Here is a 19,875-nt window from a genome sequence, read left to right on the forward strand (position 1 = left end):
TCAGCCTGCCACCTGATGCGTTTCGGGGTCGAATACATGAATCTTGTCCTGCGGCAAAACCAGATTCACCCGCTCGCCCTCGGTATAGCGGCGGTCGTCGATCACCCGGATCAGCATCGCGCTGGGGTCGCGCTCTTCCTCCTCGTCCATGTCCGAGCGGTCCAGGTCGGCGGCCTGCCCGGCGGGCGTGTGGAAATGCATGATCTTCTCGGTGCCGAGGTTCTCGACCAGCGTCAGGTCCACGCCCGGCCCGTCGCCGCCGATCTGAATATGCTCCGGGCGGATGCCGAAGATCATCTCGCGCCCGGCAAGGCTGGCGGCAGCCTGCGGCAGCGCGATCTCGTGCCCGCCGAAGCGGGTGACGGGGCCGCCAGCGCCGGTCTCGACCGTGCCACGGAAGAAGTTCATCCCCGGCGAGCCGATGAACCCGGCGACGAAGATGTTGGCGGGCTGGTGGAACAGGTCCTCGGCGCTGCCGACCTGCTGGATCTCGCCGGCGCGCATCACAACGATCTTGGTCGCCATGGTCAGCGCCTCGGTCTGGTCGTGGGTGACGTAGATCGTGGTCACGCCCAGCCGCTTCTGCAGCTTGACGATCTCGGAGCGGGTCTGCACCCGCAGCTTGGCGTCGAGGTTCGACAGCGGCTCGTCCATCAGGAAGGCCGAGGGCTCGCGCACGATGGCCCGCCCCAGCGCGACGCGCTGCCGCTGGCCGCCCGACAGGGCGCGCGGCTTGCGGTCCAGGTAGGGCGTCAGCTCCAGCAGGCGGGCGGCCTCCTCGACCTTGGCGTTGATGTCGGCGGGCGCAAGGCCGCGCATCTTCAGGCCGAAGCCGATGTTCTTGCGCACGCTCATGTGCGGGTAGAGCGCGTAGTTCTGGAACACCATCGCGATATCGCGCTTGCCCGGCCCCAGCTCGGTCACGTCGCGCCCGCCGATGCGGATCGAGCCGGCTGTGGTCGCCTCCAGTCCCGCCAGCATCTTCAGCGCGGTGGACTTGCCGCAGCCCGAGGGGCCGACGAAGACGCAGAAGTCTCCGTCGTCTATGTGCAGGTCGAACGCCTTGATCGCTTCGACGGGGCCGTAGCTTTTCTTGATCTGGTCGAATTGGACGGTTGCCATTGTTCTGCTCCGTTACTTCTCGGACCCGGCCGCCAGGCCGCCCACGAGGAAACGTTCAAGGAAGAGGAAGACGATGATGATCGGGATAGAGGACATCAGCGATCCGGCCATGATCAGGTTCCACTCGGTGACGAACTCGCCCTTCAGCGCGGCAATGCCCATCTGAAGCGTCCAGTTGTCCTCGGTCGTGGTCAGGAAGGTGCGCCCGAACAGGAAGTCGGACCAGCTGACCACGAAGGAATAGAGCGCCGTCGCCGCCAGACCCGGCGCCGCCACCGGCAGCACGATGCGGAAGATCGTGCCCAGCGGCGAGCAGCCATCAACCAGCGCAGCGTGTTCCAGCTCGGGCGGGATCGTGTCGAAATAGCCCTTCAGCATCCAGGTGCAGAACGGCACGATCAGCGTCGCCTGCGCGATCACCACCGACCAGAGCGAGCCGACCAGCCCGGTCGAGCGGAAAATGGCGAACAGCGGGATGATCATCAGCGTCGCGGGCAGCATCTTCGAGGTCAGGATGAACAGGCCAAGCGCCTGCCCGCCCCGCAGCCGGAAGCGCGACAGCGCATAGGCCGCCAGCACCGAGACCGTCAGCGACATGATCATCACCGCGATGGCGATCTGCAGCGAGTTGAGGAACCAGCGCAGGAACGGATGCTCCTGCAGGATCGTCATGAACACGCCCCATTGCGGGACCGCCGGCCAGAACTGCGGCGGATAGGCCCGCAGGTTGTTCGCCGGCTGCAGCGCTGTCACGATCATCCAGTAGATCGGGAACAGCAGGATCACGCAGGTGGCGATGGCGGTGACGTAAAGCGCCAGCGTGGCGAGAGGATGTCTTTTCTGCATCGTTCGTTGCTCCTCAGTGCACCGACTTCGCCAGGCGCCCGACCAGCGCGCGGCTGACGATGGCGCACAGGATCATGGTGATGACGCCCACGGCGGCGCCCTGGCCCATCCGGAAGAATTCGAAGGACTGCTCGAAGGTCAGGATCGACAGCGTCGTGGTCGACCCGATCGGCCCGCCCTGCGTCAGCACGTAGATGATCGCGAAGTCCCGGAAGACCCAGAGCGAGGTCATCACCAGCGTCACCCCGATCACGGGCAGCATGTTGGGCACGGTGATGTAGAAGAACCGCTGCCACGGCCCCGCACCATCGACGGCGGCGGCCTGATACTGCTCTTCGGGGATGGACTGAAGCCCCGCCAGCAGCATGATCGACATCAGCGGATAGCCCTTCCAGATCATCACGAAACAGACCGCCGCGAAGGCCGCCGTCGGGTTCGAGAAGAACAGCACCGGCGTCGAGATCACGCCCAGTTTCAGCAGCATCCAGTTCACGACGCCGAACGAGCTGTCGAGCATCCACGCCCAGATCACCGTCGCCACCACCTCGGGCACCGCCCAGGGCAGCGCGACGAACAGCCGGACCGCCGTGCGACCCCGGAACTTCTGGTTCACCAGCATCGCGGTGGCGAAGCCGATGATGACCGACAGCGCGCCGACCACGAAGACCAGCTTCAGGCTGACCCAGAGGCCGCGCCAGAACTCGTCCGAGCCGAACAGCCACGCGTAGTTCTTCAGGGTCCACGGCTCGCGCTCGTCGCCGATGCGCGCGATGCGGACGTCCTGCATGCTGATGTCCACGGACAGCAGGATCGGGTAGACGATGATCGCCGCCATCAGGATCACCGCCGGGGCAAGCAGCAGGTAGCCGAACTTCTCGCGGTGGCGCGGCGCGCTGAAGTCGATCATCGGGAACCCGCGCGCCGGTCCTGCGACCTTCTTGCGGGGTGCGCTGGTGTCAGTCATTGCAACTCCTCAGGGTAGCGGACCGGCGCCGCATGGGGCGCCGATCCCTGCATCAGGCCGAGATCACTCGGCGATGCGCATCACCTCTTCCTGGAGGTTCTTCACCGCCTCGGCCGGATCGAGCCCGCCGACCAGCATCCGCTGCGCCTGCTCGAAGAAGATCTTCACGACCTCGTTGTTCTCCAGCTCCAGGCCCTTGGGCAGACGGTCGACGCCCGCGGCAGCCGCCGTTTCGGTGGCTTCCTGGATGATCGCGAAACCGGGGTTCTCGGCGATGATCGCGCTATAATCGAGACCCGGACGCGGCGCGGGCGAGCCGCCCAGTTCCGAGAACCGCTTCTGGTACTTTTCCGACGCGGTGAGCTGGATGAAGTCCCAGACCAGCTCCTTCTTCTCGTCGCTCAGTTCCGAGGGCATCGCCAGCACGTTCGAGGTGCCGCCCAGCGGCGGGGTCAGCGGCGAGGGCGCGATCTTCAGGTGCTGCTTCACCTCGGGCGCGGCGCTGTTGATGACGCCGGTAATCCACGGCCCGTCGATGGTCATCGCCTGGCGGCCTTCCAGGAAGAACTGCCGCGCATCGGCCGAGCTGACCTCGAGTGGGCTGACGCCTTCATCGAAGAAGCGCTTCCAGTTCTCCAGCCCCTGGATGACCTCGGGACGGTCGAAGGCGGGCTTGCCGTCCACGGTCCAGCTGCCGCCCGCGTCGAGAACGAAGCCAAGGGCCTCCTGCATCACGCTGGCATCGCCCGTGGTGGGCATCACGGTGCCGATGAAGTCGTTGACGCCGTCGCCGTCCACGTCGCGCGTCACCTTCTTGGCCGCCTGGAAGAAGCTCTCGTAGTCGGTCGGCACCTCCTCGACGCCGGCCTCCTGCAGCACCTTCTCGTTATAGGCCATGATGAACCCCGAATAGAGCAGCATCATGCAGACGGTCTGGCCTTCCCATTCGCAGGTTGCCTGCCCGGCCCAGTCGTCCAGCGGAATGTCGGTCTGCGCAAAGCGCTCGTCCAGCGGCTCCAGCCAGCCTTCGTTGGCGAAGGGCTGGAACTCGAATGCGGCGAGGTGGACGATGTCCGGCGGGTTGCCGCCCGCGAACAGGGTGAACATCGTGTCGGCGTATTCGTCGCGCGAAACGCGGCTCATCTTGATCGTGGCGCCGGGGTGGGTTTCCTCGAACTCGGCGACGATCTCGTTCCACCAGTCGCCATAGCCGGGCTCGCCGGTCATCCAGCTGATGAAGCTCAGCTCCTGCGCGGCGGCGGGCAGCGCGGTCAGGCTGGTGGTCAGCGCAAGCGCGGCACCAACTGCGGTTTTCGTCAGGGATTTCATGAACATTTCCTCCTTGTCGGTTTATTGGTCGAGCAGCGGTTTCAGGTAGTCGAAGGCCTCGGGCCGCGGGACGATGCCGTGGCCGGGCGTGTCGGGGATCTCGAACGCCCCGTTGCCGACCTCCGCCGCACCCTCCAGCAGGGCGGCGTTGCGGCCATAGATCGTGTGCTGGAACTCGTGCGCCTCGGCGCCCGCCGCGAGGCTGGCGCGCAGGCTGGCGGACATGAATATGCCAAGGCCGATGGTCGCATGGGGGATCACCGCTGCGCCGTTCTCCCGCGCCCGGCCCGCGATCCGCAGGAACTGGGTGATGCCGGTGTGCCCCATCTCGGGCTGCACGATCTTCGCCGCCCCGGCGCGCGGGATATAGTCCCACTCGGTCCGCCATTCCTCGCCGAGCGCAAGGGGTTTCGAGATCCCCTGCCCCACCGCGATCTGCGCGCCGATATCCTCGGGCGAGACAGGCGCTTCGAGGAACCACGGATCATAGGGCGCAAGGTCCCGGTCCAGCTGGATCGCGCCCTCGGCGCTATAGGTCCAGTGCATGTCCACGGCGATCTTCTGCGCGTCGCCAAGCCCGCCACGCAGGCTTTCGAACTCGCCCGGCACATCGCCGTTGTCGCTGTGGCTGACGGGGATCTTCACCTTGTCGAAGCCCCGGCCCTGCCATTCGCGGGCCATGTCCAGCCGCGCCTGCTTGCTCGGCCCCGGCAGGCCCGAGACATAGCCTTCCAGCCGCCCCGCACCGGGCGCACCCAGGGCAGCCTGAATGCTGCCCCCCTGCGCCCGCGCGTACAGATCCCACAGCGCGATATCCAAAGCCGCCAGTGTATCCGCCAGATAGCCCCCCCAGTAGCCGCGCACCCGCTGCAACTTGTAGAGCGCATCCCAGGTCTCGTCGGGGCGCATCGGGTCCAGCATCTTCAGATACGGGCCCAGCAGGTCCTCGATCAGGTCGGCGACGATCTTCGGCGCGACCAGACCATAGGTCTCGCCCCAGCCCTGCGCGCCGTCGGTGTCGGTCAGCCGCACCACGACCGAACGGTCGCCGACCGGGTATACGGTGCCGTTGAACTTCCGCAGGATGTGGCTGTCGCCCAGCATGACCTCGTCGAGCCCGCCCAGATAGGCGTTCTCGCGCGGACGCTCGAAGACGAAGACCTCGATGCGGTCGATCTTCTTATGCATCCGCCATCTCCGGCTTGGCGGTGGCGCGTTCGTACAGCTCCAGCACCAGCTCGCGCAGCTCGGCGTCCATCTCGGGCAGCGGCTCGCGCACGTCGTCGCAGTCGATCAGGCCGCGGTGCTTGAGGATCAGCTTGGTCAGACGCATCCGGTACGGCGCCTGGATCAGCAGCAGCGGCAGGCTGCGCTCATAAAGCCGCAGCGCCTCGGCCCGGTCGTGGGCGGCGTAGGCGCGGAACAGGGCGACGTGCAGATCCAGCAGTTCGATCGCGGGCATCGTGGCGATGGCGCCCCGGTCCAGCTCTTCCAGCAGGTAGCGCGCGCCGCCGCCGCCGATCACCCCGTCGAGGTCCGGCCCGCAACCCGCGACCAGCCGCGAGACCTTGGGCCCCGAGGGGATGCCCTCTTCTTTGACGTAGCGGATCGCCTGAACTTCGGCGGCCAGCGCCAGCATCTGCTCGGCGCTCAGGTCCGCGCCGCGCGGCTTGAACAGGTTCTGCAGGATGATCGGACGATCCTCGCCAAGCGCGGCGGCGATGCGCGCGAACCAGGTGCCGGTCTCCTCGCCCATTGCGGGGACGGCCATCGCCATCACGCCCTCGGCCCCGGCCTCGGCGGCCATGGCGGCAATCTCGACCATCTCGGCCGGATCGGCCGAGTTCACGCCCGCGATCACCGGCAGCTTCCCGGCGGCGACCTCGGCGACCCGCGCAAGGTTCGCGCGGCGCTCGTCGGCGCTGAGATACAGATCCTCGCTCGCGACGCCCGGATAGACCAGCGCTGCCGCGCCCGCCTCGACCGCATGGGCGGCGACCCGTTTCAAGGACACCTCGTCCGACGCGCCCTCGGCGGTGAACGGGGTCGGGACGATCGGCAATACGCCGGTCAGCTTCCTTCTCATCCCGGCAATTCCCTATATTTGAGACTTAGTTTTCATAATTGATACACTCCTTCAAAGCCGCTAGCTTGTCAACGAAATTTGCCGAAGCGGCAATCGGACGAGGGAAACACACATGGCAGACACGGCATTCATCGCGGTCGACTGGGGCAGCAGCAGCTTCCGCGCCTGGGCAATGACGCCGGACGGCACGCCCCGCGATTCGCGCAACGGACCGGACGGGCTGAAGACGGTGAAGCACCGGGATTTCGCCGGGGTGATCCGCCGCCACTGCGGCGACTGGCTCGACGCGATGCCCGGCCTGCCGGTCATCATGCAGGGCATGGTCGGCGCCCGCACCGGCTGGATCGAGGCCGCCTACGCCCCCTGCCCCGTCCGCTTCGACCAGCTGACCGAGGCCGCAACCCGCCTCGACATCGACGGCCACCCGGCGGCGATCCTGCCCGGCGCGACCGTCACCGAAGGCGGCGAGGCCGACGTCATGCGCGGCGAGGAAGTGCAGGTCTTCGGCGCCGCAGCCCTCACCGGCCTCAGCGACGCGACGATCTGCATCCCCGGCACGCACTGCAAGTGGGCGCGGCTCGAAGGCGGCGCGCTGACCGGTTTCCAGACCTACATCAGCGGCGAGCTTTACCAGCTGCTCCTGCGCCAGAGCCTCGTCGGCGCGCTCGCCGATGGCGAGGCGATGGACCCCGCCGCCTTCCGCCGGGGCCTCGACCGGGGCACATCGCAACCGCTCGCCCACGCGGTCTTCGCGGGCCGCGCAAGCACCCTGACCGGCGGTCTGCCGCCCGCGCAAGTCGCACCGTTCCTCTCGGGCGTGCTGATCGGCGCCGAGATCGCCGCCCGCCCGGAAACCGCAGACATCCTGCTGATGGCCAGCGGCGTGCAGGCCGAGCTTTACGCGCAGGCGCTGGACCACCTCGGGCGCGGCTACCGCACGGTCGATGCCGACGCCGCGACCATGGCGGGGCTCAGCCGCGCCGCGCGCACCCTTTGGCCACGGGCGGTGCCTGCATGACACCGGCCTTCGCGCTGAACCACGTCGCGCTGCCCGCGCCCGAGCCGGAACGCAGCATGGCGTTCTACGCCGCCTTCGGCTTCACCCCCGGCTTCGTCCGCCACGATGCCAGCGGCAAGATCGAGCTTCAGCAGATGCACCGGGACGGCCAGTTCGTCGAACTGATCGCCTCCCCGGACACGCCTGCCGCCGGTCATTTCGGCCTGCACACCGAGGACATGGACGCCGCGCTCGCGCACCTTGGCGCACAGGGCCTCGCGCCGCTGCACCCGCCGCGCCGGGGCCAGTCCGGCGTGCTCTGGACCTTCTTCCGCGATCCCGCCGGGAACATGGTCGAGGTCACCGCCCCATGACCAACCGCGCGGCGGGCATCGAGACCGGGCAGGCGCTGGCCCTCGTCGCGCTGTTCAGCGGCGTCGTCGCGGGCGTGGTGCTGAAGATGATCGAGACCGTGCCGCCCGGTCAGGCGATCACATGGCGCTCGGCGCTGGCCTTCGCCGCCATCGCGCTGGCGGTGCTGCTGCGCAAGGGCGGCTCGCCCGGGCTGATCGGCCCGCGCGGGCTGCTGCGCGCGGTGCTCGACGCCATCGCCGGGCTGACCTTCGCGCTGGCCATCTTCCTGATCCCGCTCTCGCTGCTGGCCTCGATCCACGCGACGCTGCCGATCCTGTCGGTGGTCCTCTCGGGCGCGCTGCTGGGCGAACGGCTGCACAAGGCCACATGGGCGGCGCTGGCCCTCGCCTGCCTCGGTACGCTGCTGATCCTGAAACCCGGCCTCGCCTTCTCGCCGCTGGGTGTAGGTCTGGCGCTGGCCTCGACGCTGGCCTACGGGCTGCGCGATGTCGTGACCCGCGTGCTGCCGCCGCGCACCGACACGCTGAAGATCGCGCTGGCCTCGCTGGCGCTGGTCGGCCTCGCCGCCGCGCTGATCCCCTCGGGGCAGGCGTGGAGCCTGCCGCCCGGCCACGACCTCGGCCTGATCGCCCTTGCGGCGCTTGGGTTCATCGGCGCGAACGTGCTGATCATCGCCGCGCTCCGCCGTACCAGCGTCGGGCAGATCGCACCGCTGCGCTACACCAGCGTGCTCTGGTCGCTGATCTTCGACGCGGCGCTCTGGGGCTATGTCCCCGACGCCGCCGGCTGGGCCGGGATCGCGCTGATCCTGACCGCCGGCCTCCTGCAATTCCGCGCCTCGAAAGAGCCCCCAAGATGACCGACAGACCCAATATCCTGTTCCTGCTGCCCGACCAGCTGCGCCATGACTTCCTCGGCTGCTATGGCGCGGACTTCCTGAAGACCCCCGCCATCGACGGGCTGGCGGCGCAGGGCACGCGCTGGCAGACGGCGATCTCGCCCTCGCCGATCTGCGTGCCCGCGCGGGCCTCGATGCTCAGCGGCCAGAACGCCCACGCCAGCGGGATCACCCACAACCTTGCGTGGCTGCGCCCCGACCGGCACGAAATGGGCATCCGCACATGGCCGGAACTGCTGGCCGCCTCGGGGTATCGGACCTCGGCCATCGGCAAGATGCACTTCTACCCGTGGGACCTGTCCGAGGGTTTCCAGACCCGCGTGATCTCCGAGGACAAGCGGCATATCCACGTCCGCGACGACTACCACCACGCGCTCGCCGCCGAAGGCTTCGCCAAGCTGCACGGCAACGACCAGCCCGGCTATACCGAGCACAAGGGCGCCAGCACCAACCCGCTGCCCGACCACCTGCAACCCGACCGCTGGGTCGCGCACCGGGCCGCCGAGCACCTCCGCAGCCTGAGCGGAGACCAGCCCTTCGCGATGATGGTCGGCTTCCCCGGCCCGCACTGCCCCTATGACCCGCCAGCGGAGGCCCTGTCCCGCGTCGACCCCGACGCCATGCCCGAGGCCCTGCCCCGGACCGAGGAAAGCGACGCGCTGCACCCGCTGATGGTCGCCGGCTACCGCCGCGACTGGGCCGACACCGACTATTCGACGCTCACGCCCGAACAGATCCGCCGGATCCGCCATCACTACGCGGTCTCGGTCGAGCGGCTGGACGAGGACGTGGCGCATATACTCACCGCCCTGCGGGAAACCGGGCGGCTCGACAACACGATCGTCGTCTTCGCCTCGGACCATGGAGACTACCTCGGCGACTTCGGGCACATGGGCAAAGGCTTCTTCCACGAGCCGTCCGTCCGCGTGCCACTGGTCGTCACCGACTTCCGCGCCCCCGAACAGCAGGTCGAGACCGCCCCCGCCTCGCTGCTCGACCTCTACCCCAGCTTCCTGTCCTGGGCGGGGCTGGAGGTGCCTGCCCACGCCGACGGCACCGCCCTTCACACCCCGCAACCGGAGCGCATCATCACCGGCGCCACCACGACCGGCTTCATGGCCCGCGACGCCCGTTGGAAACTGGTCCGCTACACTGTGGGAACCGAGGCGCTCTTCGACCTTGCGGGCGACCCCGGCGAGCAGCGCAACCTGATCGACACCCACCCCGAGGAACGCCGCCGCCTCGACCGGGCGCTCACCGCAAGCCTGCTCGCCGGGCTCGCCGCAGGCCATGCCGACAAGGCGGTGCCCGACGCGAAGTCGCCGCCCGAAGGCCCGTTCCACGATCCCTTCTGGCAGCGCCCCTACCCCGCCCGGATCTAGAGCGCCCCCAGCACCGCGCGCGTCTCCGGCATCCGCTCCAGCGTCGCCGCGATCCGGCTGCGCCAGCCCGGACCCTGCGCCTGCGCGGTCTCGAATGCCTCGGCCAGGTCCTCGGGCCGCTCCTCGGCCAGAACTGCGACCAGGAACGCCGCCTGCGCCCGGTCCTTGCGCGCCTTCTGCCCGTCCGCCCCCTCGCGCCGCCGGTCCGCGACGATCAGCTTGTGCACCGCATAGCGCTCGGGGCGCGGCACCTGCACCAGCACGCCGGACCGGTAGAGCAGCGGCACCCGGATCGGCTCGGCGATCAGGTAGTGCAGGAAATGCAGGCTCTGCGCGCTGACCCCCAGCGCAGGCAGATCCCGGATCCGCTCGTCCGCCTCGAACGAGGGCGTCAGGAACTCCACCAGCGTCTGCCGGTCGGTCTGCCGCCAGCGCCAGGTCCTGTTCTTCTCCAGCGAAGGCAGCGGGTCGAATTTCAGCTGCTGGAACAGCGCCGGCAGAGGCTCCTCCACCCGGTCCCCCAGCGCCAGCGACAGCCGCTCGAAACTGGCGATGTCGATATCCTCGGTCATCGCCGTCTGGTCGAACCCCAGCCGCACACCCAGCTCGCCCTCATACAGGCGGAACGCATGGGTGCCGACCAACGTGCCGCCCAGCCGGAATACCCCGACCCGCGCCAGCGCCGAGACCGCCTGCCCGGTCTGCGCATCCGCCATCAGATAGCCCTCGGCCCGGAGCACCCGCATCAGCCGCGCCCGCTCCCGCGCGCCGACCCGGGCGACCTCGGCAATCGCCTTGTGCCGCTCCAGCCGGTCCCGCAGCTCGGCGGTATCCTCGCCGATGTAGCGATCCACGACCTCGGTCCCCAGCCGGTAGCGGTCGTACCAGTACCCCCGCCCCCGCACGGTCTTGAGCCGCGGCGTGCCGATGATGCCCGATACGGCATCGTCCTTGAGCATCCGAAGCAGGTCAGTCCAGGCCGCCATGCCGATGGCGGAGTGATGCCGGATCATCAGTTACCCCACGAAGAATCGTTCGTAGGGTAAACTATGCCACCTCTGCCCCGAAAGCACCCATTTGGCCGGCCTCGGCTTTGCCACACAGCCGCCATACTCGCGTCATGCGTGATTCACCTATTGAGGCCGCACCCCGGTCTCCCGGAAGGGTCCACCGAGTTCAAGAACAGCGCCGACACTACGAAGGAACAAGCTGAATGCCCACCTATACATTCTCTGTATATCAATTTGACCCGTTCCTAGTATTTGGACTTGGCGGGACCAGGCCATTGACTGATTTCAACTGGGATCTGTCATTTGGGTCCCAAACCGCAGAACTGCAGGTGACGGACGACGACCTGTTTCTGGACTCGGGCGCAAGTGATGCCAACCAAACCGGGGTATTGTCGGTAAACGGCGTTCAGATCGCATCTGGCCAACTCGACAGCTTATTCAAGTATACGCTTACGTGGCAGAGCCAATCCGGGCCCGAGACGACAGTTGTCTACGAATCTTTCGTAAATGGCAGCCCGATCGCCATCGTAGACGGGCCGATACCACCCGAAGGCACCACGGTTTCGACAACTATTGATTTCACGGCCTACAGCACCGCCTACGTCGACCTCCTCTGCTTCACCCGCGGCACGATGATCCTGACCGAGCGAGGCGAGGTCGCCATCGAGGACCTCGCTCCCGGCGACACCGTCCTGACCCGCGACAACGGCGCCCAGCCGATCCGCTGGATCGCCTCGCGTAGCATCCGTGCCGCCGGCGACATGGCCCCGATCCGCATCTCCAAGGGCGCCATCGGCAACGACCGCGACCTGACCCTCTCGCCCGCGCATCGGGTGCTGCTGTCCGGCTGGCGCGCCCAGGCGATCTGCGGTGCGCCCGAAGCGCTGGCCACCGCCCGGCAGTTGCTGACTCACGACGGCGTCACCCGCATCGAGGGCGGCACGGTCGAATACTTCCACATGCTTCTCGACCGGCACGAGATCGTCACCGCCAACGGCACCCCGGCCGAGACGCTGAACCCCTCGGACATGGCGCTGGATGCGCTCGGCAGCGAACAACGCCGCGAGATCGAGACCCTGTTCCCCGAACTGCTGACCGGGGCAGGTTTCCCCCTCGCCCGCCCGATGCTCTCGGACACGGACGTCGCCGCACTGTCGGGCTGAAAGGCGCCCCAAAGGGCCTTCCTGAAACCGCAGAAAAGCCCGTTTCTCGCCACATCCCGGTGGTTGTGCAGAAAATGATGCCGTCGGGCCCCCTCGCCCGTCGGCACACGCCTATTGAATACGGCCCTGCAGGTCGAAATCGGGAATACCCAGAATGCCAGAATACACTTTCCGCGTTTATGCCTTCGATTCCGGGGAAATCCCCTACGGCGGCGAGTTCGAACTGTCAGGCGAGCTTTGGGACGACACGTTCGGAGGCGAGACCGCAACACTGGTCGTCACCGACGACGATCCCTATTTTCATTCCCGGAACGACGTGCAGGTCGGTGAACTGTTCATCGGCGGCACATCCGTTGGAACCTCCAACGTCAGCACAGACATCCTCAACGGGTTCACCTGGACCGACAGCTCGAACGTCGAGCATACGACCAGCGTCATCTCCATCGACAGTACGTTCGGCACCTATTCGGCGATCCTCGGACCGATCCCCACCGAAGGAGTGACCGCGACCGGCGGCGCGGCATTCGACTTCGATCCGGCGCCGCGCTACGACCTCCTCTGCTTCACCCGCGGCACGATGATCCTGACCGAGCGCGGCGAGGTCGCCATCGAGGACCTCGGTCCCGGCGACACCGTCCTGACCCGCGACAACGGCGCCCAGCCGATCCGCTGGATCGCCTCGCGCACCACCCGCGCAACCGGCGACATGGCCCCGATCCGTATCTCTAAAGGCGCCATCGGCAACGACCGCGACCTGACCCTCTCGCCCGCGCACCGGGTGCTGCTGTCCGGCTGGCGCGCACAGGCAATCTGCGGTGCGCCCGAAGCGCTGGCCACCGCCCGGCAGTTGCTGACCCACGACGGCGTCACCCGCATCGAGGGCGGCACGGTCGAATACTTCCACATGCTTCTCGACCGGCACGAGATCGTCACCGCCAACGGCACCCCGGCCGAGACGCTGAACCCCTCGGACATGGCGCTGGATGCGCTCGGCAGCGAACAACGCCGCGAGATCGAGACCCTGTTCCCCGAACTGCTGACCGGGGCCGGTTTCCCCCTCGCCCGCCCGATGCTGCGCGACGCCGACGTCGCGGCGCTGGCCGCAACCCTCTGACCCCGATTGGACGGCACGGCTCCACCAAGCGCTGTGCCCCGACGTCCCGCAATCCGATCCGCAAAAGGGCTAGCATCGACAGTCCACGGGTGCGTCTGGTCGCGAGCCTGAAAAGGCCCGCAACCGTCAGCACCCCAAAACTGGAGATTCCATGCCCTCGCCCTTCCCCACCTAGGGCTGCGGACACAGACGGCACGCGGTGCGCTGCACGATATCCACTCCCCCAAGTGTGAAAGACGCGCGCGCGACGGGCCGGGCCCCGACCGCTTGCCGAGATGCAACAGTACTGCACCCAATCGCGCCACCGCCAGCTATGGATTTCCATAGGTCCGGTGATAAGGTCCCGCATGTCCCGCAGCTTCCGCCTTGACGAATGCCTCGACGCCCTGGCCGGCCAGACCTCGCCCGAGGCGATCTGGGCCGAGACCTGCGCGTGGCTGCAACGTCTCGGGATCGACGCCGCCTACTACGGACGCATCGGCCCCGGCGAGGCGGTTCTGATGCACAACATCGACGGCGACTGGCTGCCTGGCCGCCCCGACGCCGACCTGCGCGCCTTCGCGGACAGCGACCCGCTCTTCACCTATGCCTGCCGCAGCATCCGCCCGCTGCTGACCGGCGCCGCCTTCATGCACCGGTACCCCGAACTGTCGCCGCAGGATCGCGACCTGATCGAACAGGCCGCGGTGTCCGGGCTGGACGCCGGGATCGCGGTGCCGACCCGGATCCGCTCGGCCTCGGGCGTGGCTGGCTGGAACCTGTTGACCTCCTCGGGGCGCGCGGGGGTCGAGGACTTGTGGGAGCGGCACGGCGGCGCCGTATCACTGCTGGCCCACGCCGTGCACGAACTGCTGGCCAGCGTTGCGCGCTCTCAAGATGCCGTCCTCTCCACCCGCGAGGCTGACTGCCTGCGCTATCTGGGCCAGGGGCTGCGCACCAAGGAGATCGCGCACCGCATGGGCGTCGCCCCGGTGACGGTCGAATACCACTTCACCAATGCCCGGAAAAAGCTGGGCGCGCGGACCCGCGAGCAGGCTCTGGCCCAGGCCCTTCGATCGGGTCTGATCGAACTCTAGCCCCCCTGCCCTTCCGGTCCCACCGTGCCCGGAACGCCGAGTTAACGTAACACTTTAACGTTACCCCACAAACTATTTTTCGTGGGGTAACGCCCGTTTCAGCCATCCAGCTGGTCGAAGAAAGCCTGCACCGCGATCTCCAGCCGACGCCGATCCTCGGCGCTGAAATCCCGGTTCAGCCGCAGTTCCAGCCGCCCGTCGGCGGCGGTGCACTTCACCTCGCCCTCGGGCCGGCGCATCCGGAACGTGGTCTTCGGGGACCGCGCGGGTTTGCCCTGTCCCCGCGGGGACACCTGTGCCCCCTGCCCTTCGGCGAAGCGCCGCAGCACCTCGAGTTCCTGCGCCTCGGTCCGTGGTCCGGTTCCCAGCGCCCGCACCAGCGAGGCCATGATCTCGGGCTCGCTGTCCAGCCGTTTCACCAGCGTCAGCCCCAGCGCCCGCGGGATCGCCTGCGGGTACTCCAGGTACTTCTCCAGCTTGTCCAGCAGCGTCGCGAAATGGCCGATGTAGTTCCGCTTCTGCCGGCCGGCAGACTTGAACAGAACCTCGATCGCCTCGGCGACATCCTCGGCCTCGGTGCCCGGATCATCCGCATAGGACCGCGCCAGGTCCGCCATCTCGGCGAACGAGATGTCCTTGCGCACGAGGTTCTCGTCCACCATCCGGCGATAGAGCCCTTCCAGCCCCTCGCCGCCTGCGATCAGCCCCGCCGGGATCCGGCCCCAGACTTCGGTATCGCCGGTCTCCTCGAGCAGCGCGCGGTATGCGCTCAGTCGCCGGTAGCCCTGCACCAGTTCATAGCCGTGGGTGGTCTGCTCGACCCGGATCGGGTTCGACAGACCGATCTCCCTGATGCTGGCCTTCAGCTCGTCCAGCTCGTCATCCGGCCCGAGCGCGCGATCGCGGGTCAGCTTGTTGGTGTGGACCTGGTCGACCGGGATCATGTCCACGATCAGGCCCTGCTGTTTGAGCCGGACGAACTCGTGCGCCAGCGCGTCATTCTCGGCGCGGATCGCGTCCTCGCGCAGGCGCCGCTCGCGCAGGCTTTCGGCGGCCTCGCCGATCGCCGTCGCCATCGGCCCGCGACGCGGCGCGCCGGTACAGGCCTTGGTTTCCAGCTCGGGTGTCCCCGCGGGGACAGTTTCGGGTTCCGCTGCCTTCGGAGCCTCTTCCTCGGGCATCTCGATATCGAACACGCGGCGGCGCTTGCTCATGCCTCATCCTCCAGCTTGTCCCAGGCTTCCGCGACCAGGCCGCGGAATTCCTCGTACGCCTTGTCAAAGGTCGCGCGGGCCCGGCGCCAGGTCTCGCGCGTCATGTCACGGTAGTCGATTTCATAGACCGAGGACAGGAACCGCCCGGACTGCTCGACCGCGCGGGTCATCTCGATCGGGTTTTCGGTCACACGATCCCCGAACACCTTGCGGAACGCATCATACATCGCGCGGTGCAATTCGTTGCCCGGTTCGTAGCGTGTCAGCAGGAAACGAACATCGGTAAACGCCTTTGGCAGATTGCCTGTCCCCGCGGGGACAAGTCCGGCAAACCCGTGGTCCAGATCCTCCAGCGCCTCGGCCAGCTGACCGATGAAACTGGTGGTCGAGTCGTATTCCCAGTAGCCCGGACCGGACGGGATATACAGCATGTCCGCCGCGAAGACCGCGTTCATCGACTGATACCCGATGGCCGGTGGACAGTCGAAAATCACCAGATCATAGGCGTCGGGCGGCAGCGCATCGAGGTAGCGGCTGACGGCGGCGAAGAAGCTCCATTCCGGGTTCAGGTGCCGGTACTGCGCCGAGGCGAATTCCACGAAGGCCGCATTGGCACAGGACGGGATCATGTCGATCGTCGGCCAGGCGGTCTGGCGGATGAAGTCGGTCTGCCGCAACTCGGCCAGACCCATGTCGCGGATCGAGGACGGAAGCTGGCGCTGGGGCAGGGTGGTTCCGCTCTCGGCCGCCCGCGCGCTGGAGTTCATGCGGTCCGTCTCGCGGATCAGGTCGCGGGCCATGATGCCCCAGACCGTGTAATCTTCGGCCACGTCGGTCAGGCCCATGGAATGGCTCAGCGTCGCCTGCGGGTCGAAATCGACACAAAGAATACGGTAGCCGTCCAGCGCCGCAGCATGCGCCAGGTGCAGCGCGACGGTCGACTTGCCGGCGCCGCCCTTGAAGTTGGCGATGGCGACGCGAAACGCCCGCTTGCCGGCGGGGCGGTAGGGCATCAGCGTCTTGCGGTTGACCTTCATCCGCCGCCGCAGCTCGTTGATCTCGTCAAGCGAGTACCAGCGCTGGCGACCATCCTCCTCGACCTCGCCATCGGGGAGCGAGGGGTCAGCGGCCAGACGGCCGCGGAAGGTCGACTGGTTGACCTTAAGGATCAGCTCGGACACTTCCCAGGACGAGAAGCGCCTGAGCGTCTTCTCCATCTCGGGGGAAAAGGTCTGCTTGCGGATCCAGCTCTGCATCTTGAGCGACTGCGCCTGTAGCGCGCCAAGATCCTCGTGGGTGAACATCCTGCCTCCGGTTCTTCGTTAGGACGCTAAACGCGCGTCGCTATCCTTTTACGCCGAGTTGGCAAAAGACTCAAAAGGGTTTATCGTCGGGACAGGAAGAACGTGCAGCAGCGCCTTTCGTCCTTTTGTCCCTGCGGGGACAGGCCCGGAAAAGCGTCCTGAACCGGGGCAGGCGATTCGGGGCAGGGGCCCGGAACCGCGGCGCCGAGGCCGCGACCAGGGGCCAGAGATTGGGGGACACCAATCGACGCTCCACCATCTATTGGGTGACATTGTGGGGCGCATAAGGGGACGTCCTGAGTGTCCCCCTATACCAAACAATACCTATTCTTAGATCCTGAATAAGGGGGCTCGAAGACGCAGTGCAGCGCACGGTGCTCGGTCGTGCTTGACAGAATCGTCGAATTGGACGCTAATTCCCTCAAGCTGGCGAAGAGCGTTGAGTTTCGCCGGAAAGAACAGGGCAGGGGGCAGAAGACACCCCGTCCTTGAGGCAGCACACCAGTCGCCCCACAGATGCCCAAGGCACGCCGGGACGATGCAGGACAGGGAACGAGCGGCATGATTGCCGGAAAGCTCGTGGGGCGCAACGCTGCGTCCCGCAAATACGATCTCATCGCGGCGCTGGGGGCGCATGCGCTCTCGGCGGACAAGCACCGGCAGCGCCTGGTCCTGAGGCTGATCACGCTCGTCACTGCCCGTTACAACTGGCGACTGGAGGAACTCTGCGTCGGCCAGCGCGAGATCGCCCGGCTCTGGGCAGTCAACGAACGCACCGTGAAGCGCGACATGGCGACCCTGCGCAACATGGGCTGGCTCGTGGTCAAGCGGCAGGGTGTGCGTGGCCGGGTCAGCGTGATGACGCTGGACCTCGAAAGGCTCTGGCGCGACACGGCGCCCAGCTGGCCCGCGCTGGGGCCGGACTTCGAGGCGCGGATGGCCGAGCAGGCGCCCTCGGCGGAACCGCCTGACAGCAACGTGGTGCCGCTGAACCTGCCGCAAGGCGCGCTGCCAGACGGGGAGGGGCCCTGGCCGGAGATCTGCCGCGCGCTGGAGGCCGAGGATCCGGCGGCCTACCGGCACTGGTTTTCGCGGCTGGAGCTTGACCACACGGACAACGGCATTCTCGGGCTGACCGCGCCGAACCGGTTTATCGCAAGTTATGTCGAGACCCACCTGACACCGCATCTGCTGCGCGCGGCCTACCCGGTTCTGGGGCCGATCCGGCATGTGAGCATCGCGGTACTCTAGGCGGACGACAAAGAGGCCAAGAGCTTCAGGACGCGCGGTCAGTTGTCGATCAGGCCCATTGTGCGCGCGCGATCCACCATCATTTTCACCGAAGACAGGTTCCAGCGAGCCGCCCCGCGCGGTGTCCTCTCGCGCAACTCGTGCAGGCGGTCGGCGATCTGCTGAAGCGTGGGGCGCGGCTGTGCCCCGGCAATGGCGGCCACGACGGCCAGCAGGCGGTCCGAGCGCGGTTGTACAGCGGCACGCTCCAGCACCGTATCCTCCAGCATTCCCTCCGAGACGAAGCGCTTCACGGCGCGTTTGAGACGCTCGGGGCTCCAGCTGCGGGCGGTGCGGGGCAGGGAGGCGTTCACCATGTCGGTAACGGTCTGCCAGTCGCGCTGGGGCCGGTGCCGCCGCACGATGGGCAGCCATTCCCGCGAGCTCTCGATGAGCCCGTTCAGATAGGCCTGGTCGCGCGCCATGGCATTCCTGCGGATCGCGGCCGGATCGCGGGCACGCAGGCCCGGATTGCCGCCGATCCGTCCCTCGGCGCGGGCGGCGCTAAGACCGGCGCGGGTGCGCTCCCGGATCAGCGCGCGTTCCAGTTCGGCGACCGACCCGAGGATCTGGAGCGTGAACCGGCCCTGGGGGGAGGCGGTATCGACAGGATCGCCCAGCGAGCGGAAATGCGCGCCGCGTGCATCAAGCGCCTCGATCACGGATAGCAGGTGGACCAGAGACCGGGCGAGACGGTCCAATCGCACGATCACCAGCGTATCGCCAGGTTCGATGCGATCGAGCACCCGCGCCAGTACCGGGCGCGCCCGGTTGCCGCCCGAAGCATACTCTTCATGGATGGTCGTGCAGCCCGCCGCCGCGAGTTCGCGGATCTGCGGGTCGAGCGACTGCTCTCCGGTAGAGACGCGGGCGTATCCTATAAGGGCCATATGCTGGTTTTAGCCCGGAATTTTCAATTGGGGAAGTTGCAACGAAACGGTCGATTGAAAACATTGACATAGGCCCGGAACCTGCCGCCTCTCTCGTCGCGCTTAGTGTCCCAAGGCCCGTTCTTCCTTGCTGAGCGGGGCCAAGGAGCCACGCGGCGCGAAACTCATGACCGGAATTGAGGTTGAACGCCGATATCCCTGGCGGATCTGGCAACATGGGGCAGGAAAGTGGCTGCCAATCACACGGACAAGTTCAGATAAGGTAAAATAAAATGTACTATGATAGATAAAAATATATAATACCAATGCGTTGCCTTGATCGGAATCAGATTCGGGAGGCGCTACGGACTGCCACCCCACACATTCTGGAGGCGGATCTCACCGCCGCTTGGATCGAAGGCATCCTGCTCGCCGGGCCGGTATCGGTGCGGTACCTCGGGTTTATCCCCGGGTCATCGAAACTTTACGCACGGAGGTGTCCGAAGAACTTTGCTTGAGCGGGGCAGGGGCGGGCATCTAGCGGCGGCGCATGGCGAAACCCAGCCCTTCCAAGTGGTTTAAAACGAACCCCGAAATCATTCGCTTGGCGGTGATGCTCTATGTTCGTGTCACGTTGCCCTTAACGCGGTTCTACCTCACTCAGTGCGGCGGGGGGGCTGAAATCGACCGACGTTGGCAAGCGGATTCCAGACACTGCCACCGGCAAACCTGGCGCACGACTGTAGCCCGTTCACCAATCGCGGGAAATTCCTGCAGCCACCGATGCCGCTATCACGACGCTCAACACCTTGAACCGAAACGTCGCTCCCGGGCGA

At 66.9% G+C, this 19,875-nt stretch carries 18 protein-coding genes and 1 pseudogene; 9 read left to right on the forward strand and 10 right to left on the reverse strand.

Annotation, left to right across the window (positions count from 1 at the left end; genetic code table 11):
* The 6 genes from ACW9UR_RS15675 to ACW9UR_RS15700 form a co-directional block, all read right to left on the reverse strand.
* A complete protein-coding gene (locus ACW9UR_RS15675) occupies positions 1 to 1,122 on the reverse strand; it encodes an ABC transporter ATP-binding protein (protein ID WP_458917990.1) in 1,122 nt (373 codons plus the stop codon).
* 12 nt (positions 1,123 to 1,134) lie between these two features.
* Positions 1,135 to 1,968: a carbohydrate ABC transporter permease gene (locus ACW9UR_RS15680; protein ID WP_458917991.1), complete on the reverse strand. Its 834-nt coding sequence runs from the start codon at positions 1,966 to 1,968 to the stop codon at positions 1,135 to 1,137.
* A gap of 13 nt (positions 1,969 to 1,981) precedes the next feature.
* Positions 1,982 to 2,932, reverse strand: coding sequence for a carbohydrate ABC transporter permease (locus ACW9UR_RS15685; RefSeq protein WP_458917992.1), 951 nt, complete (start codon positions 2,930 to 2,932; stop codon positions 1,982 to 1,984).
* A 63-nt stretch (positions 2,933 to 2,995) separates the two neighbouring features.
* Positions 2,996 to 4,261 (reverse strand): ABC transporter substrate-binding protein, encoded by a 1,266-nt coding sequence (locus ACW9UR_RS15690; protein ID WP_458917993.1) that lies wholly within the window; start codon positions 4,259 to 4,261, stop codon positions 2,996 to 2,998.
* 21 nt (positions 4,262 to 4,282) lie between these two features.
* Complete coding sequence (locus tag ACW9UR_RS15695; protein ID WP_458917994.1) at positions 4,283 to 5,449, reverse strand: mandelate racemase/muconate lactonizing enzyme family protein; 1,167 nt, start codon at positions 5,447 to 5,449, stop codon at positions 4,283 to 4,285.
* Entirely contained in the window at positions 5,442 to 6,347 is a 906-nt protein-coding gene (locus ACW9UR_RS15700; protein ID WP_458917995.1) for a dihydrodipicolinate synthase family protein, read from the reverse strand. Before ACW9UR_RS15700 ends, ACW9UR_RS15695 begins: the two co-directional genes overlap by 8 nt.
* Positions 6,348 to 6,459: 112 nt before the next feature.
* Between ACW9UR_RS15700 and ACW9UR_RS15705 the strand changes: the two genes are divergently transcribed.
* From ACW9UR_RS15705 to ACW9UR_RS15720, 4 genes are read left to right on the forward strand one after another with little or no spacing between them, the layout of a single operon-like run.
* Entirely contained in the window at positions 6,460 to 7,365 is a 906-nt protein-coding gene (locus ACW9UR_RS15705) for a 2-dehydro-3-deoxygalactonokinase (protein WP_458917996.1), read from the forward strand.
* On the forward strand, positions 7,362 to 7,718 hold the full coding sequence (locus ACW9UR_RS15710; RefSeq protein WP_458917997.1) for a VOC family protein: 357 nt from the start codon (positions 7,362 to 7,364) through the stop codon (positions 7,716 to 7,718). The genes ACW9UR_RS15705 and ACW9UR_RS15710 overlap by 4 nt, the downstream gene beginning before the upstream one ends.
* Positions 7,715 to 8,578, forward strand: coding sequence for a DMT family transporter (locus ACW9UR_RS15715; RefSeq protein ID WP_458917998.1), 864 nt, complete (start codon positions 7,715 to 7,717; stop codon positions 8,576 to 8,578). The genes ACW9UR_RS15710 and ACW9UR_RS15715 overlap by 4 nt, the downstream gene beginning before the upstream one ends.
* Entirely contained in the window at positions 8,575 to 9,999 is a 1,425-nt protein-coding gene (locus tag ACW9UR_RS15720; RefSeq protein ID WP_458917999.1) for a sulfatase family protein, read from the forward strand. The genes ACW9UR_RS15715 and ACW9UR_RS15720 overlap by 4 nt, the downstream gene beginning before the upstream one ends.
* On the opposite strand, the gene ACW9UR_RS15725 is transcribed toward ACW9UR_RS15720, so the two are convergent.
* Positions 9,996 to 11,012 carry a nucleotidyltransferase family protein gene (locus ACW9UR_RS15725; RefSeq protein ID WP_458918000.1) on the reverse strand — a complete coding sequence of 339 codons (1,017 nt, stop codon included), beginning with the start codon at positions 11,010 to 11,012 and terminating at the stop codon, positions 9,996 to 9,998. The two genes, ACW9UR_RS15720 and ACW9UR_RS15725, sit on opposite strands and share 4 nt — an antisense overlap.
* A gap of 326 nt (positions 11,013 to 11,338) precedes the next feature.
* Between ACW9UR_RS15725 and ACW9UR_RS15730 the strand changes: the two genes are divergently transcribed.
* The 3 genes from ACW9UR_RS15730 (at position 11,339) to ACW9UR_RS15740 (ending at position 14,362) form a co-directional block, all read left to right on the forward strand.
* Positions 11,339 to 12,172 carry a Hint domain-containing protein gene (locus ACW9UR_RS15730; protein WP_458918001.1) on the forward strand — a complete coding sequence of 278 codons (834 nt, stop codon included), beginning with the start codon at positions 11,339 to 11,341 and terminating at the stop codon, positions 12,170 to 12,172.
* Between the two features lie 154 nt (positions 12,173 to 12,326).
* Positions 12,327 to 13,286 (forward strand): Hint domain-containing protein, encoded by a 960-nt coding sequence (locus ACW9UR_RS15735; RefSeq protein WP_458918002.1) that lies wholly within the window; start codon positions 12,327 to 12,329, stop codon positions 13,284 to 13,286.
* A 347-nt stretch (positions 13,287 to 13,633) separates the two neighbouring features.
* Positions 13,634 to 14,362 carry a helix-turn-helix transcriptional regulator gene (locus ACW9UR_RS15740; RefSeq protein WP_458918003.1) on the forward strand — a complete coding sequence of 243 codons (729 nt, stop codon included), beginning with the start codon at positions 13,634 to 13,636 and terminating at the stop codon, positions 14,360 to 14,362.
* Between the two features lie 98 nt (positions 14,363 to 14,460).
* Here the strand turns inward: ACW9UR_RS15740 and ACW9UR_RS15745 are convergent, their stop codons facing one another.
* On the reverse strand, positions 14,461 to 15,576 hold the full coding sequence (locus ACW9UR_RS15745; protein WP_458918004.1) for a ParB/RepB/Spo0J family partition protein: 1,116 nt from the start codon (positions 15,574 to 15,576) through the stop codon (positions 14,461 to 14,463).
* The gene (locus tag ACW9UR_RS15750) at positions 15,573 to 16,880 is read right to left on the reverse strand and encodes an AAA family ATPase (RefSeq protein WP_458918005.1); all 1,308 of its coding nucleotides are present in this window, start codon (positions 16,878 to 16,880) and stop codon (positions 15,573 to 15,575) included. The genes ACW9UR_RS15745 and ACW9UR_RS15750 overlap by 4 nt, the downstream gene beginning before the upstream one ends.
* Positions 16,881 to 17,441: 561 nt before the next feature.
* Between ACW9UR_RS15750 and ACW9UR_RS15755 the strand changes: the two genes are divergently transcribed.
* Complete coding sequence (locus tag ACW9UR_RS15755; RefSeq protein ID WP_458918006.1) at positions 17,442 to 18,131, forward strand: DnaA N-terminal domain-containing protein; 690 nt, start codon at positions 17,442 to 17,444, stop codon at positions 18,129 to 18,131.
* A 38-nt stretch (positions 18,132 to 18,169) separates the two neighbouring features.
* On the opposite strand, the gene ACW9UR_RS15760 is transcribed toward ACW9UR_RS15755, so the two are convergent.
* Positions 18,170 to 19,060 carry a recombinase family protein gene (locus ACW9UR_RS15760; protein ID WP_458918007.1) on the reverse strand — a complete coding sequence of 297 codons (891 nt, stop codon included), beginning with the start codon at positions 19,058 to 19,060 and terminating at the stop codon, positions 18,170 to 18,172.
* 529 nt (positions 19,061 to 19,589) lie between these two features.
* On the opposite strand from ACW9UR_RS15760, the pseudogene ACW9UR_RS15765 reads away from it, so the two are divergent.
* Positions 19,590 to 19,682 (forward strand): annotated as a pseudogene (locus ACW9UR_RS15765) (IS6 family transposase); the annotation flags it as partial.
* Positions 19,683 to 19,875 lie beyond the last annotated feature (193 nt).

This window comes from Halovulum sp. GXIMD14794 (genome assembly GCF_054457455.1).

Excerpts from the sequence above, each read along its gene's own strand:
- ACW9UR_RS15705 (WP_458917996.1), top strand. The coding sequence starts at position 6,460 with ATGGCAGACACGGCATTCATCGCGGTCGACTGGGGCAGCAGCAGCTTC.
- ACW9UR_RS15760 (WP_458918007.1), bottom strand. The coding sequence starts at position 19,060 with ATGGCCCTTATAGGATACGCCCGCGTCTCTACCGGAGAGCAGTCGCTC.
- ACW9UR_RS15690 (WP_458917993.1), bottom strand. The coding sequence starts at position 4,261 with ATGAAATCCCTGACGAAAACCGCAGTTGGTGCCGCGCTTGCGCTGACC.
- ACW9UR_RS15685 (WP_458917992.1), bottom strand. The coding sequence starts at position 2,932 with ATGACTGACACCAGCGCACCCCGCAAGAAGGTCGCAGGACCGGCGCGC.
- ACW9UR_RS15700 (WP_458917995.1), bottom strand. The coding sequence starts at position 6,347 with ATGAGAAGGAAGCTGACCGGCGTATTGCCGATCGTCCCGACCCCGTTC.
- ACW9UR_RS15720 (WP_458917999.1), top strand. The coding sequence starts at position 8,575 with ATGACCGACAGACCCAATATCCTGTTCCTGCTGCCCGACCAGCTGCGC.
- ACW9UR_RS15755 (WP_458918006.1), top strand. The coding sequence starts at position 17,442 with ATGATTGCCGGAAAGCTCGTGGGGCGCAACGCTGCGTCCCGCAAATAC.
- ACW9UR_RS15750 (WP_458918005.1), bottom strand. The coding sequence starts at position 16,880 with ATGTTCACCCACGAGGATCTTGGCGCGCTACAGGCGCAGTCGCTCAAG.
- ACW9UR_RS15695 (WP_458917994.1), bottom strand. The coding sequence starts at position 5,449 with ATGCATAAGAAGATCGACCGCATCGAGGTCTTCGTCTTCGAGCGTCCG.
- ACW9UR_RS15735 (WP_458918002.1), top strand. The coding sequence starts at position 12,327 with ATGCCAGAATACACTTTCCGCGTTTATGCCTTCGATTCCGGGGAAATC.
- ACW9UR_RS15745 (WP_458918004.1), bottom strand. The coding sequence starts at position 15,576 with ATGAGCAAGCGCCGCCGCGTGTTCGATATCGAGATGCCCGAGGAAGAG.
- ACW9UR_RS15715 (WP_458917998.1), top strand. The coding sequence starts at position 7,715 with ATGACCAACCGCGCGGCGGGCATCGAGACCGGGCAGGCGCTGGCCCTC.
- ACW9UR_RS15710 (WP_458917997.1), top strand. The coding sequence starts at position 7,362 with ATGACACCGGCCTTCGCGCTGAACCACGTCGCGCTGCCCGCGCCCGAG.
- ACW9UR_RS15740 (WP_458918003.1), top strand. The coding sequence starts at position 13,634 with ATGTCCCGCAGCTTCCGCCTTGACGAATGCCTCGACGCCCTGGCCGGC.
- ACW9UR_RS15680 (WP_458917991.1), bottom strand. The coding sequence starts at position 1,968 with ATGCAGAAAAGACATCCTCTCGCCACGCTGGCGCTTTACGTCACCGCC.
- ACW9UR_RS15725 (WP_458918000.1), bottom strand. The coding sequence starts at position 11,012 with ATGATCCGGCATCACTCCGCCATCGGCATGGCGGCCTGGACTGACCTG.
- ACW9UR_RS15675 (WP_458917990.1), bottom strand. The coding sequence starts at position 1,122 with ATGGCAACCGTCCAATTCGACCAGATCAAGAAAAGCTACGGCCCCGTC.